At 58.5% G+C, this 15,306-nt stretch carries 13 protein-coding genes; 11 read left to right on the forward strand and 2 right to left on the reverse strand.

Annotated features, from left to right (window positions below; genetic code table 11):
• Positions 1-15: 15 nt before the first annotated feature.
• The 3 genes from LOY36_RS03620 to LOY36_RS03630 are packed head-to-tail and all read left to right on the forward strand — an operon-like array spanning position 16 to position 2,168.
• Positions 16-1,419 carry a sodium-dependent transporter gene (locus tag LOY36_RS03620; protein WP_258672331.1) on the forward strand — a complete coding sequence of 468 codons (1,404 nt, stop codon included), beginning with the start codon at positions 16-18 and terminating at the stop codon, positions 1,417-1,419.
• A 7-nt stretch (positions 1,420-1,426) separates the two neighbouring features.
• Positions 1,427-1,861, forward strand: a complete 435-nt coding sequence (locus LOY36_RS03625) for a type II toxin-antitoxin system RatA family toxin (protein WP_007933502.1) — start codon at positions 1,427-1,429, stop codon at positions 1,859-1,861.
• On the forward strand, positions 1,854-2,168 hold the full coding sequence (locus LOY36_RS03630) for an RnfH family protein (RefSeq protein WP_258672332.1): 315 nt from the start codon (positions 1,854-1,856) through the stop codon (positions 2,166-2,168). The genes LOY36_RS03625 and LOY36_RS03630 overlap by 8 nt, the downstream gene beginning before the upstream one ends.
• Positions 2,169-2,229: 61 nt before the next feature.
• Here LOY36_RS03630 and LOY36_RS03635 read toward each other — a convergent pair whose 3' ends face one another.
• Complete coding sequence (locus LOY36_RS03635) at positions 2,230-2,757, reverse strand: outer membrane protein assembly factor BamE (protein WP_018929473.1); 528 nt, start codon at positions 2,755-2,757, stop codon at positions 2,230-2,232.
• A gap of 97 nt (positions 2,758-2,854) precedes the next feature.
• Here LOY36_RS03635 and fur point away from each other — a divergent pair, with 97 nt between their 5' ends.
• On the forward strand, positions 2,855-3,259 hold the full coding sequence (fur, locus tag LOY36_RS03640; protein WP_003197684.1) for a ferric iron uptake transcriptional regulator: 405 nt from the start codon (positions 2,855-2,857) through the stop codon (positions 3,257-3,259).
• Positions 3,260-3,334: 75 nt separating this feature from the next.
• Here the strand turns inward: fur and recN are convergent, their stop codons facing one another.
• Positions 3,335-5,008 (reverse strand): DNA repair protein RecN, encoded by a 1,674-nt coding sequence (gene recN / locus LOY36_RS03645; protein WP_258672333.1) that lies wholly within the window; start codon positions 5,006-5,008, stop codon positions 3,335-3,337.
• 241 nt (positions 5,009-5,249) lie between these two features.
• Here recN and grpE point away from each other — a divergent pair, with 241 nt between their 5' ends.
• The 7 genes from grpE (at position 5,250) to greA (ending at position 15,281) form a co-directional block, all read left to right on the forward strand.
• On the forward strand, positions 5,250-5,816 hold the full coding sequence (gene grpE, locus LOY36_RS03650; protein ID WP_019651069.1) for a nucleotide exchange factor GrpE: 567 nt from the start codon (positions 5,250-5,252) through the stop codon (positions 5,814-5,816).
• 102 nt (positions 5,817-5,918) lie between these two features.
• Positions 5,919-7,835: a molecular chaperone DnaK gene (gene dnaK, locus LOY36_RS03655; RefSeq protein ID WP_019651070.1), complete on the forward strand. Its 1,917-nt coding sequence runs from the start codon at positions 5,919-5,921 to the stop codon at positions 7,833-7,835.
• 297 nt (positions 7,836-8,132) lie between these two features.
• A complete protein-coding gene (dnaJ, locus tag LOY36_RS03660; protein ID WP_019651071.1) occupies positions 8,133-9,257 on the forward strand; it encodes a molecular chaperone DnaJ in 1,125 nt (374 codons plus the stop codon).
• Between the two features lie 9 nt (positions 9,258-9,266).
• Positions 9,267-10,073 (forward strand): 4-hydroxy-tetrahydrodipicolinate reductase, encoded by an 807-nt coding sequence (dapB, locus tag LOY36_RS03665; RefSeq protein WP_258672334.1) that lies wholly within the window; start codon positions 9,267-9,269, stop codon positions 10,071-10,073.
• A gap of 259 nt (positions 10,074-10,332) precedes the next feature.
• Positions 10,333-11,469 carry a glutamine-hydrolyzing carbamoyl-phosphate synthase small subunit gene (gene carA, locus LOY36_RS03670; RefSeq protein ID WP_019651073.1) on the forward strand — a complete coding sequence of 379 codons (1,137 nt, stop codon included), beginning with the start codon at positions 10,333-10,335 and terminating at the stop codon, positions 11,467-11,469.
• 117 nt (positions 11,470-11,586) lie between these two features.
• Positions 11,587-14,808 carry a carbamoyl-phosphate synthase large subunit gene (gene carB, locus LOY36_RS03675; protein WP_019651074.1) on the forward strand — a complete coding sequence of 1,074 codons (3,222 nt, stop codon included), beginning with the start codon at positions 11,587-11,589 and terminating at the stop codon, positions 14,806-14,808.
• Complete coding sequence (greA, locus tag LOY36_RS03680; RefSeq protein WP_019651075.1) at positions 14,805-15,281, forward strand: transcription elongation factor GreA; 477 nt, start codon at positions 14,805-14,807, stop codon at positions 15,279-15,281. Before carB ends, greA begins: the two co-directional genes overlap by 4 nt.
• Positions 15,282-15,306 lie beyond the last annotated feature (25 nt).

The raw sequence follows: 15,306 nt of genomic DNA on the forward strand, positions 1-15,306 counted from the left end.
TTGGGCGTGATAACGATGTCGACAGACAAGGTTTCTGTCCACGGCAGTTGGGCTAGCCGCTGGGTCTTCATACTCGCCGCGACCGGTTCGGCCGTGGGTTTGGGGAGTATCTGGAAATTCCCTTATATGGTTGGCGTCTATGGCGGCGGGGCCTTCGTGCTGATGTTCCTGGCCTGTATCGCGCTGATCGGTATGCCCGTCATGCTGGCCGAAACCCTGATCGGCCGGCGCGCGCGGCAGAGCCCGGCCAATGCCTTGAAGGTCCTGGCGCTGGACGCAGGGCATTCGGCGAAGTGGTCCTGGGGCGCCTTTGCCGGGATGATCACGGCGTTGCTGATTCTGTCTTTCTATAGTGTGGTTGGCGGTTGGTCGCTGGATTACATCATCGACATGGGCCGTGGCGACTTTCGGGGCGTGACGGCTGATCAGGTCGGCGCATACTTCGGTAATGTGATCGCTGACCCATGGCGCCTGACACTTTGGCACACGATTTTCATGCTGTTGTCGGCAGTGGTGATCGCCAAGGGTGTGGTCGCCGGGTTGGAGCGCAGCCTGCGGATCATGATGCCGTTGCTGTTCGTGATGGTGATTGTCCTGCTGGGTTACAGCATGACCACCGGCCACTTCATGGAGGGCGTGCATTTCATGTTCGACTTCCACCCGGACAAGGTGCTTGATGGCTTGCTGCCGGCCATGGGGCACGCGTTCTTCTCTCTGAGCGTGGGTGTCGGCTCGATCATGATCTACGGCGCCTACATGCCGAAGCACTCGTCGATTTCCGGAACCGTCGTCGGTGTGGCGTTGCTCGATACCTTCGTTTCGCTGTTGGCCGGTCTGGCATTGTTTCCGATTGTGTTCGCTGCTGGCCTGAACCCGAGCGAAGGCCCCGGCCTGATGTTCGTCAGCCTGCCATTTGCCTTCGGTAACGTAGCGTTCGGCCAGTTGATGGGCGTAGTGTTCTTCGTACTGGTGGCGATTGCGGCCTGGAGTTCGGCGATTTCCCTGCTCGAACCGATGGTGGCTTACCTGGTTGAGCGCACGAAAATCAGCCGCGCCTGGGTCACCTTCTGGCTGGCATTCACCTGCTGGTTCGTCGGCCTGGGTACCGTGTTTTCTTTCAATATCTGGAAGCAAGCCAAGTTTTTCGTGAACGAAGGCGGGATGTTCCATCTCTACCAATGGGGAGCCGCCGGTGGCCTGGACTTCTTTGGTGTGATCGACTTCTTCACCTCACGGATCATGCTGCCACTCGGTGGTTTGTGTTTCGTGGTGTTTGCGGGCTGGGTGATGGGGCGTGAAGCGGTGCGCGACGAGTTGTCGATCCGTAGCCCGGTAATGTTCGCCCTGTCCCTGTTTTTGATGCGCTATGTGGCGCCCATCGGCATTCTTGTAGTGTTTGCCGCCCAGCTGTGGAAGTAACGCTGACATGACGACACATATTCAACGTTCGGCCCTGCTGCCGTATCCGGCGCAAGCGCTTTACGACCTGGTCAACGACGTGGCCCGCTATCCGGAATTCCTGCCGTGGTGCTCATCGACCGAAATTCTGGAAAGCTCCCCTGAGTTCATGCGCGCCAGCGTCGGCGTGGCCAAGGGTGGGCTTAGTCAGCATTTCGTAACGCGTAATACCCTGGTGCCCGGGCGTTCGATCGAAATGAACCTCGAGGAAGGTCCGTTCAGCCAGTTGCACGGCGTCTGGGTGTTTAAACCGTTGGGCGAGAAGGCCTGCAAGATCAGTCTGGACCTGTCGTTCGACTACTCCGGGCCGCTGGTGCGTGCGACGTTGGGGCCTTTGTTTAATCAGGCGGCGAATACGTTGATGGACGCGTTCTGCCAGCGCGCGAAGCAAATGCATGGTTGAGGCCGTGATCAAGGTCGAGGTGGTGTATGCCGCCGTTGATCGTCAGGTGCTGCTGAGTGTAACGGTGTCGGTGGGCGCGACGGTGCGGGATGCGTTGTTCAAATCGGGCCTGAATAGCGAATTCCCGGAGCTGGATCTGGCCAGTTGTCCGGTCGGGATCTTTGGCAAGGTGATCGCTGATCCGGCCACTCGCCAGGTTCAGGAAGGGGATCGCATCGAGGTTTACCGGCCGTTGCTCGCCGATCCAAAAGAAGTTCGGCGGTTACGTGCAGCCAAAGCGGCCGAGGCCAAAGCCCGGAATCAGTGATTCGATTAAACACCAGACAATAAAAAACCCGGACATGCCGGGTTTTTTATTGCGTCGCAAATTATTGCGGCGAGGTTTCCAGCGGTTCTGGAGTCGGGACAGGGACAGTTTCTACGTTGTCCACGTCCTTCTGGATCTGGTCCAGCAACGAGCCTGGCTTGACCGGTTTTTCTGGCTTCGGCTTCTCGGCGTTTCCTGCCGGCGCGGTCACGGTAGTGCCGCTGTCCTTGCCGAGAATGGCCTCGTCGCGGCTCACGCCTGGCATGAAATCGCCAGAGAGGCTGACAAGTTGGTCATTCGGGTTGAAGATAACGCTGATGCGTTCCTGTTGGCGTTCACCGCCACCCGGTTGCAGGCTATACAAGTAATCCCAGCGATCGGCGTGGAACGTGTCAGTCAACAGAGGGTTGCCCATGATAAACCGTACTTGCCGACGGGTCATTCCCGGGCGTAACTGGTCTATCATGTCCTGCGTGACGACATTGCCCTGCTGGATGTCGATTTTGTAAACCCCGGGGAATGAACAACCGGCGAGTGCGAGCAGTCCCACAAAGGTGAAACTGGTTAGCAAGAGCTTGGTGTTTTGCATCGGTGGGCGACTTCCACTATCTTGGCTGGGACAACGTAAACGCCGATCATACCCGCATTAAGAGAAGCTGCGAAGCAGCATCGCGAGAAAGCTGACCATGGTTGAAAATAGCGAACTACGCAAAGCCGGCCTCAAAGTGACCCTTCCACGGGTCAAAATTCTGCAAATGCTCGATTCCGCCGAGCAACGCCACATGAGTGCCGAGGACGTCTACAAGGCACTGATGGAGGCTGGTGAGGACGTCGGTCTGGCCACGGTTTACCGTGTTCTGACCCAGTTCGAGGCAGCTGGCCTTGTGGTGCGGCACAACTTCGACGGAGGCCATGCGGTCTTCGAACTGGACGACGGCAAGCATCACGACCATATGGTCAACGTCGAGACCAGTGAAGTGATCGAATTCTTCGACGAAGAAATCGAGCGGCTGCAGAAAGCAATCGTCGACAAGTATGGCTTCGAGATGGTCGATCACAATCTTGTACTGTACGTGCGCAAGAAAAAGTAAGCATGTCGCGCGAACGCAAGGTTCGCGAAACGAACGAAGGCGACCTCAGGGTCGCCTTCGTGCTTTCTGCCGTCCTTAGATTTTTGCGGTAACGACCATTTTCTTCGCGTGAGCCAGGGACTCCTTGGTGAGGTCGATGCCGCCCAGCATCCGTGCCACTTCTTCGACACGATCATTCTTGCTCAGCTTGGAGACGGCCGTGTGCGTGGCGTCTTCACCGCGGACCTTGTGCACAAATAGATGTTGATGCCCCTGCGCCGCCACTTGCGGCAAGTGAGTCACGGTCAGAACCTGCCCGCGCTCCCCGAGGCGTCGCAGCAACTGGCCGACAATCTCGGCGGTCGGGCCGCCGATACCTACGTCCACTTCGTCGAACACCAGCGTCGGTACGCGGGAGGTCTGTGCGGTGATCACCTGAATTGCCAGGCTGATACGCGACAGCTCGCCACCCGACGCCACTTTTGCCAGGGCTTTCAATGGTTGCCCCGGGTTGGCGCTCACCAGCAGCTCTACTTGTTCGAGCCCGTTGGGCAGTAGTTCGTCGCTGCTGTTGGGCCGCAGTTCGATGGTGAAGCGGCCGCCGGGCATGCCCAGGCGCTGGATTTCCTGTTCCACGGCGCTGGCCAGGCTGCTCGACGCTCGATGGCGCAGGTCGCTCAATTCCCGAGCCTTCTCCTGATAATGACGGGCGTAGGAGGCCAGCTCATCGCCCAGTCGCTCGATGGATTCATCGTTGGCATTCAGGGTTTCGATTTCGTCGAGTAGCTTCTGTTGCATCTCGGCGACTTCGGTCGGCTGGATGCGGTGTTTGCGCGCCAGGGTGTAGATCGCATCGAGGCGTTCTTCCAGGTATTGAAGGCGTGCCGGGTCAGCGTCGAAATTGTCGAGAAAACGGTTCAATTCGCCCACCGCTTCTTCAACCTGAATCTGCGCGCTGGTCAGCAGGTTGCTGGCTTCACCCAGGGCGCCGATCGAATTGTTCACGCTCGATAGGCGATTGAGGCTGGCGGTCAGTGCGTTCAATACATTGCCGGAATCACTTTCGCTGCATTGTTCGACCACTTGCCGACAAATGCCCAGCAGGGTTTCGGCGTTGGTCAGGTTCTTGTGTTCCTGCTCCAGTTGCTCCAGCTCGCTTTCGCCAAGGCCGAGGTTTTCCAGTTCTTCGAGTTGATAGCTGAGCAACTGATGGCGAGCGCGCTGTTCATCGCCGGAGTTGGAGAGGCGCTCCAGCTCCTGGCGGGTCTGGCGCCAGCGTTGGGCGGCCAGTTGCACCTGGCGGGCAAGGTCCGTGGCGCCGGCGTACTCGTCGAGCAGGCGGCGATGGGTATCGGTTTTGAGCAGGGATTGGTGTTCGTGCTGGCTGTGGATATCGATCAGCAACTCGCCCAGGGCCTTCAGGTCGCCGAGAGGGCAGGGGGTGCCATTGATATAGCCGCGCGAACGCCCTTCAGCGGTGATCACGCGGCGCAGGATGCACGGGCCATCGTTCTCGAGGTCGCGCTCGGCCAGCCAGGCACTGGCTTCAGGGATGTCGATCAGGTCGAAGGTGGCCAGGATGTCGGCCTTGTCGGCACCGGGGCGGACCACGCCGCTGTCGGCGCGATCACCCAGGGTCAGACCGAGGGCGTCGAGCATGATCGACTTGCCGGCGCCGGTTTCCCCTGTGATCACGCTCATCCCGCGATCGAGTTCGAGATCGAGATGTTCAACGATGGCGTAGTTGTGTACGGACAGGTGCACCAGCATAAAGGCCGCTCCCAGGCTTTAGGTCTGGTTATTTATACAGTGTTTTGTTTCTGGCTGACAATGCCCCTTCTTAGTTCGATTTGCTTGATTGAAAGAAATCCTTAGCGCGCCTGGGAATGACAAAGCAGTTGTTTTTTGTAGGGTTAATCATCAAACAGCCCTTGAAGCTGAATTTTGCGGCCCCATATACCGGGGCAGAAGCGCGAGTTGAGCTCGCGGACGATATTGGAAGGAGAAATCTATGGCTGACGAACAGACAGTGGATACGCAAAATCTAGACGCCAATCAGGCCCCCGAGGCTTCGGGTGAAGACCTGGCGGCTCGTGTGCAAGTGCTCGAAGAGCAATTGGCTGGTGCGCAGGATCAGGCTTTGCGTGTAGCCGCCGATCTGCAGAACGTCCGCCGTCGTGCCGATCAGGACGTTGAAAAGGCTCACAAGTTCGCCCTGGAAAAATTCGCAGGCGACCTGCTGCCGATCATTGACAGCCTGGAGCGCGGCCTGGAGCTGTCCAACCCTGACGACGAAAACATTCGTTCGATGCGCGAAGGGATCGAGCTGACCCTGAAAATGTTCCAGGACACCCTGAAGCGCTATCACCTGGAAGCCATCGATCCTGAAGGCGAACCTTTCAATGCCTCGCATCATCAGGCGATGGCCATGCAGGAAAGCGCCGACGTCGAGCCAAACAGCGTGCTCAAGGTGTTTCAGAAGGGCTATCAGCTCCACGGTCGCCTGCTGCGCCCGGCCATGGTCGTGGTCAGCAAGGCACCTGCACCGGTTTCGCCTTCGATTGACGAGCAGGCTTGAAATTAGCCGCAAGGCCCCCATTTAGAAGTCAAGCGTTTAAGTGCTACCGCAGTCAGCCACCACTACTGCGGCATCCAAATCCAAAGTTTCGGGAGAGTGAACATGGGCAAAATTATCGGTATCGACCTGGGGACTACCAACTCCTGCGTCTCCGTGCTGGAAAACGGCAAGGCCAAAGTTATTGAAAACGCTGAAGGCGCGCGTACCACGCCGTCGATCATCGCTTATGCCAACGATGGCGAAATCCTGGTTGGCCAGTCGGCCAAACGTCAGGCAGTGACCAATCCGCATAACACCCTGTACGCGGTGAAGCGTCTGATCGGTCGTCGTTTTGACGAAGAAGTCGTACAGAAAGACATCCAGATGGTCCCTTACAAGATCGTCAAAGCTGACAACAGCGACGCTTGGGTTGAAGTGAACGGCCAGAAAATGGCGCCGCCACAAATCTCGGCTGAAATTCTGAAGAAAATGAAGAAGACCGCCGAAGACTACCTCGGCGAGCCTGTGACCGAAGCGGTAATCACCGTTCCGGCCTACTTCAACGACAGCCAGCGTCAAGCCACCAAAGACGCCGGCCGCATCGCGGGCCTGGACGTAAAACGTATCATCAACGAACCGACCGCAGCCGCACTGGCCTACGGTATGGACAAGGCGAAAGGCGATCACACCGTGATCGTTTACGACCTGGGTGGCGGTACTTTCGACGTTTCCGTGATCGAGATCGCTGAAGTCGATGGCGAGCACCAGTTCGAAGTGTTGGCCACCAACGGTGACACCTTCCTGGGTGGTGAAGACTTTGACATTCGTCTGATCGACTACCTCGTTGACGAATTCAAGAAAGAAAGCGGCATGAACCTCAAGGGTGACCCGCTGGCCATGCAGCGCCTGAAAGAAGCCGCTGAGAAAGCCAAGATCGAACTGTCCTCGAGCCAGTCGACCGACGTGAACCTGCCGTACATCACTGCAGACGCTACCGGTCCTAAGCACTTGAACGTGAAAATCTCCCGCGCCAAGCTCGAAGCGCTGGTGGAAGACCTGGTTCAGCGCACCATCGAACCTTGCCGCATCGCGATGAAAGACGCCGGTATCGATGTCAGCAAGATTGACGACGTGATTCTGGTCGGCGGTCAGACCCGTATGCCAATGGTGCAGAAAGCTGTTTCCGACTTCTTTGGTAAAGAAGCTCGTAAAGACGTTAACCCGGACGAAGCTGTTGCGATGGGTGCTGCGATCCAGGGCGCTGTATTGGCCGGCGACGTGAAAGACGTTCTGCTGCTCGACGTCAGCCCGCTGACCCTGGGTATCGAAACCATGGGTGGCGTGATGACCGCGCTGATCGAGAAAAACACCACGATTCCTACCAAGAAATCGCAAGTGTTCTCGACTGCTGACGACAACCAGGGCGCCGTGACCATTCACGTGCTGCAAGGTGAGCGTAAGCAAGCCGCACAGAACAAGTCCCTGGGCAAGTTCGACCTGGCCGAGATTCCACCGGCTCCACGTGGCGTGCCACAAATCGAAGTGACCTTCGATATCGACGCCAACGGCATTCTGCACGTAGGCGCCAAAGACAAGGCTACCGGCAAGACTCAGTCGATCGTGATCAAGGCCAACTCCGGTCTGTCCGAGGACGAAATTCAGCAGATGGTTCGCGACGCTGAACTGAATGCCGAAGAAGACCGCAAGTTCGAAGAGCTGGCCAGCGCTCGTAACCAGGGCGACGCACTGGTTCACTCGACTCGCAAAATGATCGCTGATGCTGGCGACAAAGTGAGCGCTGAAGAGAAGACTGCAATCGAAGCGGCAGTAGTTGCCCTGGAAGCCGCTGTTAAGGGCGACGACAAGGCTGCTATCGAAGCCAAGGTTGAAGAGCTGTCCAAGGTCTCCGCGCCAGTGGCTCAGAAGATGTACGCCGATCAGGCTCAGCCAGCTGAAGGCGCGGCACCGCACGACGAAAAAGCTGAAAAAGCTGACGACGTCGTCGATGCCGAGTTCGAAGAAGTCAAAGACCACAAGTAAGTTGTTGGTCGCCCGGTTGACTGCCTTAAGGCGGTGACTGGTAGGATGTCGCCGCGCGGGAGCTTGCTCCCGCGTTGGCGTGTCTGGAGTAAGCGAATTTTTACAGCATGCGACAACGCTCGGATGTTGGTGGTATGGCCGGGAATGCTCCTGCTTTTCGAGCCGAAAGTACCGCATTGAATCAAAGACCAGGATCGTTGAATTGACGTGAGTTGGGTCCGGGCCTGTATTGGGGCTCAACGAGTTCGGCGAGGCTCAGGAGAGGTTTGTCGAACGTCCTTAAGAGTGCAAAGACTTATGGCAAAGCGTGACTATTACGAAGTATTGGGTGTTGAGCGTGGTTCAAGCGAAGCGGACCTGAAAAAGGCCTACCGCCGCCTGGCGATGAAGCACCACCCGGACCGTAATCCCGATGACAAAGCGTCGGAAGAGATGTTCAAGGAGGCCAACGAGGCCTACGAAGTGCTGTCCGATTCCAGCAAGCGCGCGGCCTATGACCAATACGGTCATGCCGGTGTCGACCCGAGCATGGGTGGCGGCGGTGCCGGTTTTGGTGGCCAGAACTTCTCCGACATCTTTGGCGATGTCTTCAGTGACTTCTTCGGTGGCGGTCGCGGCGGCTCCCGTGGCGGCGCTCAGCGTGGCAGCGACCTGCGTTACACGCTGGAGTTGAATCTGGAAGAAGCGGTGCGCGGCACAACCGTGAATATCCGTGTTCCGACACTGGTCAACTGCAAGCCGTGTGACGGCTCGGGCGCCAAGAAAGGCTCCTCGCCGGTCACCTGCCCGACGTGTGGCGGTATCGGTCAGGTACGCATGCAGCAAGGCTTCTTCTCGGTGCAGCAGACCTGCCCGCGTTGCCATGGCCAGGGCAAGATCATTTCCGATCCGTGCGATTCCTGCCACGGCGAAGGTCGTGTCGAAGAGTACAAGACGCTTTCCGTCAAAGTGCCGGCCGGTGTCGATACCGGTGACCGTATTCGTCTGTCCGGCGAAGGCGAAGCAGGCGCGCAGGGTGGTCCGACCGGCGACCTGTACGTGGTGATCAATGTGCGTGAGCACGCGATCTTCCAGCGTGACGGCAAACACCTGTTCTGCGAAGTGCCGATCAGCTTTGTCGACGCAGCGTTGGGCGGCGAGCTGGAGATTCCAACCCTCGATGGTCGGGTCAAGCTGAAGATCCCTGAGGGGACTCAGACCGGCAAGCAGTTCCGTGTTCGCGGCAAAGGCGTTGCGCCGGTTCGTGGCGGCGGCGCTGGCGATCTGATGTGCCGTGTGGCTGTCGAAACCCCGGTCAACCTGGGTCGTCGTCAGCGCGAATTGCTGGAAGAGTTCCGCAGCTCTTTGGCGGACGACAACAGTCATTCGCCGAAAACCACTGGTTGGTTCGAAGGCGTGAAGCGCTTCTTCGGCGATTTGTAAGGAGTGAACATGCGACGTATAGCTGTGATGGGTGCCGCCGGCCGCATGGGCAAGATTTTGATCGAGGCGGTGCAGCAGCGCGCGCCGCTGACCGGTCTGACCGCCGCCATCGTGCGCCCCGGCAGTACGCTGATTGGCGTGGATGCCGGTGAGCTGGCCTCGTTGGGGCGTATTGGTGTGCCGCTGTCCGGTAGTCTGGACTCGGTGGCTGATGAGTTCGACGTGCTGATCGACTTTACGCTCCCGGAAGTCATGCTGAAAAACCTGGCTTTCTGCCGCAAGGCGGGCAAAGCCATGGTGATTGGCACGACCGGATTGGATGTAGCGCAGAAGCAGTTGCTGGCCGAGGCGGGCAAGGATATTCCTATCGTGTTCGCGGCCAATTTCAGTGTCGGTGTAAACCTGTCGCTGAAGCTGCTCGACATGGCTGCGCGCGTGCTGGGTGATGATGCGGATATCGAAATCATCGAGGCTCATCACCGGCACAAGATCGATGCCCCTTCAGGTACGGCGCTGCGCATGGGCGAAGTAATCGCCAGTGCGCTGGATCGTGATCTGCAGAAGGTTGCGGTCTATGGGCGTGAAGGTCACACCGGTGCGCGCGAGCGTGAAACGATCGGCTTTGCCACTGTTCGCGGTGGTGATGTGGTCGGTGATCATACGGTGCTGTTTGCCTGTGAGGGCGAGCGCCTGGAAATCACGCACAAGGCATCCAGTCGCATGACCTTCGCCAAGGGCGCGGTACGTGCGGCTTTGTGGCTGGACGGTCGTGAGCCAGGCCTCTATGACATGCAAGACGTGCTTGACCTGCGTTAAGATGCAGCCGAAACCGGGTTCAAACATAGCCTTTGAGCCCGGTTTTAAACCGCCAAGCGACGTCCTGTCGCATTCTCCGGCCTTTAGGGCTCATTGGCGGTAGACCAAAAATGCCTTTTTCTGTAAGCTACAGCTTTAGTGTGTCCACTAAAAGCGCGCAGAATAATTCGATGAAGAAGCGGGGTGACGTGTCCATACGTCACTCCGCTTTTTTACAACCTGCGATCGCCCTTTCAGGCTTTATTTACGGGAGGTCTTCTTGACTAAGCCAGCCATACTCGCCCTTGCTGATGGCAGCATTTTTCGCGGCGAAGCCATTGGAGCCGACGGTCAAACCGTTGGTGAGGTGGTGTTCAACACCGCAATGACCGGCTATCAGGAAATCCTTACCGATCCTTCCTACGCCCAACAGATCGTTACCCTGACTTACCCGCACATCGGCAACACCGGCACCACGCCGGAAGACGCCGAGTCCGATCGCGTCTGGTCCGCTGGCCTGGTCATCCGTGACCTGCCACTGGTTGCGAGCAACTGGCGCAACACGATGTCTCTGTCCGACTACCTGAAAGCCAACAACGTCGTGGCTATCGCTGGTATCGACACCCGCCGCCTGACACGCATCCTGCGTGAGAAAGGCGCGCAGAACGGCTGCATCATGGCCGGTGACAACATTTCCGAAGCCGCCGCCATCGCCGCTGCCCAGGGCTTCCCTGGCCTCAAAGGCATGGACCTGGCGAAAGTCGTCAGCACCAAAGAGAAGTACGAGTGGCGCTCGACTGTCTGGGACTTGAAGACCGACAGCCACGCGACCATCGACGCTTCCGATCTGCCATACCACGTGGTTGCCTACGACTACGGCGTCAAGCTGAACATCCTGCGCATGCTGGTCGAGCGCGGTTGCCGCGTGACTGTGGTGCCAGCTCAAACGCCGGCGGCTGACGTTCTGGCTCTGAAGCCGGACGGCGTGTTCCTGTCCAACGGCCCGGGTGACCCTGAGCCATGCGACTACGCGATCCAGGCCATTAAAGACGTGCTGGAAACCGAGATCCCGGTATTCGGTATCTGCCTCGGCCACCAACTGCTGGCTCTGGCCTCCGGTGCCAAGACCCTGAAAATGGGCCACGGCCACCACGGTGCCAACCACCCGGTCCAGGATCTGGACAGCGGTGTGGTGATGATCACCAGCCAGAACCACGGTTTTGCGGTAGACGAAGCGACCCTGCCAGGCAACGTTCGGGCGATCCACAAATCGCTGTTCGACGGCACCCTGCAAGGCATCGAGCGTACCGACAAGAGCGCCTTCAGCTTCCAGGGTCACCCTGAAGCCAGCCCTGGCCCGAACGACGTAGCGCCACTGTTTGATCGCTTCATCAACGAAATGGCCAAGCGACGCTAATCGCTCGCCCTGATGTAGCGAAGCCTGGGGGCGGTCCCGAAACCGGCGGCCCCCTCAAGGCTTCAGAGATTGAACAAGACGGCTTGCCGACTGACCTGCGGATTTGAGTGACAACCCATGCCAAAACGTACAGACATTAAAAGCATCCTGATTCTCGGCGCTGGCCCGATCGTGATCGGCCAGGCCTGCGAATTCGACTACTCCGGCGCCCAGGCCTGTAAAGCCCTGCGCGAGGAGGGTTACCGCGTCATCCTGGTGAACTCCAACCCGGCGACCATCATGACTGACCCGGCCATGGCCGACGCCACCTACATCGAACCGATCAAGTGGCAGACCGTTGCCAAGATCATCGAGAAAGAGCGTCCGGACGCGCTGCTGCCGACCATGGGCGGCCAGACCGCTCTGAACTGCGCCCTGGACCTGGAACGCGAAGGTGTTCTGGAGAAGTTCGGGGTAGAGATGATCGGCGCCAACGCTGACACCATCGACAAGGCCGAAGACCGTTCGCGCTTCGACAAGGCGATGAAATCCATCGGTCTGGACTGCCCGCGTTCGGGTATCGCTCACAGCATGGAAGAGGCCAACGCGGTTCTCGATCGTCTGGGCTTCCCTTGCATCATTCGTCCGTCCTTCACCATGGGCGGCACCGGTGGCGGTATCGCTTACAACCGTGAAGAATTCGAAGAAATCTGCGCCCGCGGTCTGGATCTGTCGCCGACCAAAGAGCTGCTGATCGACGAATCGCTGATCGGCTGGAAAGAATACGAGATGGAAGTTGTCCGCGATAAAAAGGACAACTGCATCATTGTCTGCTCCATCGAAAACTTTGACCCGATGGGCGTGCACACCGGTGACTCGATCACGGTTGCACCCGCACAGACCCTGACCGACAAGGAATACCAGATCCTGCGTAACGCCTCCCTGGCGGTACTGCGCGAGATCGGCGTGGAAACCGGCGGCTCCAACGTCCAGTTCGGCATCTGCCCGAACACTGGCCGCATGGTGGTCATCGAGATGAACCCGCGGGTATCCCGTTCCTCGGCCCTGGCGTCGAAAGCCACCGGTTTCCCGATCGCCAAGGTCGCGGCAAAACTGGCCGTCGGTTACACCCTCGACGAACTGTCGAACGACATCACCGGCGGCAAGACCCCGGCGTCCTTCGAACCGTCCATCGACTACGTCGTCACCAAACTGCCACGCTTTGCCTTCGAGAAATTCCCGAAAGCCGACGCACGCCTGACCACTCAAATGAAGTCGGTCGGTGAAGTCATGGCCATCGGCCGGACCTTCCAGGAATCCCTGCAGAAAGCTCTGCGCGGGCTGGAAGTGGGTGTTTGCGGTCTGGACGAGAAGCTCGACCTGAGCAACCCGGAAAGCATGAGCATCCTCAAGCGCGAACTGACCGTGCCGGGTGCCGAGCGTATCTGGTACGTGGCTGACGCGTTCCGCGCGGGCCTGTCGGTCGAAGATATCTTCGGCATGAACATGATCGACCCGTGGTTCCTGGTGCAGATCGAAGATCTGATCAAGGAAGAAGAGAAGGTCAAGACCCTGGGTCTGTCCGCTATCGACCGCGACCTGATGTTCCGCCTCAAGCGTAAAGGCTTCTCCGATCAGCGTCTGGCCAAGCTGCTGGGCGTCACCGAGAAGAACCTGCGTACCCATCGTCACAAGCTGGAAGTGTTCCCGGTCTACAAGCGCGTCGACACCTGCGCGGCCGAGTTCGCCACCGACACCGCGTACCTCTACTCGACTTACGAGGAAGAGTGCGAAGCCGCGCCGTCGGGTCGCGACAAGATCATGATCCTCGGCGGTGGTCCAAACCGCATCGGTCAGGGCATCGAGTTCGACTATTGCTGCGTACACGCAGCACTGGCCCTGCGCGATGACGGGTACGAGACCATCATGGTCAACTGCAACCCGGAAACCGTTTCCACCGACTACGACACCTCCGATCGTCTGTACTTCGAACCAGTGACCCTGGAAGACGTGCTGGAAATCGTCCGCGTCGAGAAGCCAAAAGGCGTGATCGTTCAGTACGGCGGTCAGACCCCGCTGAAACTGGCCCGTGCCCTGGAAGCCGCCGGCGTGCCGATCATCGGCACCAGCCCTGACGCCATCGACCGCGCCGAAGACCGTGAGCGCTTCCAGCAGATGGTTGAGCGTCTGAACCTGCGTCAGCCGCCTAACGCCACCGTGCGCAGCGAAGACGAAGCGATTCGCGCCGCCGCCAAGATCGGTTACCCGCTGGTGGTTCGTCCGTCCTACGTACTGGGCGGCCGTGCGATGGAAATCGTTTACGAAGAAGAAGAACTCAAGCGCTACCTGCGTGAAGCGGTTCAAGTGTCCAATGACAGCCCGGTGCTGCTGGACCACTTCCTCAACTGCGCGATCGAAATGGACGTGGATGCGGTCTGCGACGGCACCGACGTGGTGATCGGCGCAATCATGCAGCACATCGAGCAGGCCGGCGTTCACTCTGGTGACTCCGCATGCTCCCTGCCGCCGTATTCGCTGCCTGCACATATCCAGGACGAGATGCGCGAACAGGTCAAGAAAATGGCCCTGGAACTGGGTGTGGTCGGCCTGATGAACGTTCAGTTGGCGCTGCAAGGCGAAGACATCTACGTCATCGAAGTCAACCCGCGCGCATCCCGTACCGTACCGTTCGTCTCCAAGTGCATCGGTGTGTCCCTGGCGATGATTGCGGCTCGCGTGATGGCCGGTAAAACCCTGAAGGAAATCGGTTTCACCAAAGAAATCATTCCGAACTTCTACAGCGTGAAAGAGGCGGTGTTCCCATTCGCCAAATTCCCTGGCGTGGACCCGATCCTGGGCCCAGAGATGAAGTCCACCGGTGAAGTGATGGGCGTGGGCGACACCTTCGGCGAAGCCTTTGCCAAAGCCCAGATGGGCGCCAGTGAAGTGCTGCCGACCGGCGGTACCGCGTTCATCAGCGTGCGTGACGATGACAAGCCACTGGTTGCAGGCGTGGCCCGTGATCTGATCAACTTGGGCTTCGAAGTGGTTGCCACTGCCGGTACTGCCAAGCTGATCGAAGCCGCAGGCCTGAAAGTGCGTCGTGTGAACAAGGTAACCGAGGGTCGTCCGCACGTGGTCGACATGATCAAGAATGACGAGGTCACTCTGATCATCAACACCACTGAAGGTCGTCAGTCGATCGCTGATTCCTACTCCATTCGTCGTAATGCCTTGCAGCACAAGATCTACTGCACCACTACTATTGCTGCTGGCGAAGCTATCTGCGAAGCGCTGAAGTTCGGTCCCGAGAAGACCGTGCGCCGCTTGCAGGATCTACACGCAGGATTGAAGGCATGATCAAATACCCAATGACCGTCAAGGGCGCTAAAGCCCTGGAAGAAGAACACGCTCATCTGACCAAGGTCGTTCGTCCGAAACTCAGTCAGGACATCGGTACGGCCCGCGAGTTGGGTGACTTGAAGGAAAACGCCGAATACCACGCTGCTCGCGAGCAGCAGGGGATGGTTGAGGCGCGGATTCGTGACATCGAAGGCCGGATTCAGAATCAGGTCATCATCGATGTCACGACCATTCCTCATACCGGCAAAGTGATTTTCGGCACCACCGTTGAAATCGCCAACGTCGAGACGGATGAGCGCGTCACTTACCATATCGTGGGTGAGGATGAGGCTGACTTCAAACTCGGCAAGATCTCCGTCGGTTCGCCACTTGCCCGTGCCTTGATCGCCAAGGAAGAGGGTGATGTGGTGGCGGTCAAAACGCCGGGTGGCGTTATCGAGTATGAGATTGTCGAAGTTCGCCACATCTGAAAGAAGGCGCCCGCTACGTGCAGGC

The organism is Pseudomonas sp. B21-019 (genome assembly GCF_024749225.1).
GTDB lineage: Bacteria > Pseudomonadota > Gammaproteobacteria > Pseudomonadales > Pseudomonadaceae > Aquipseudomonas.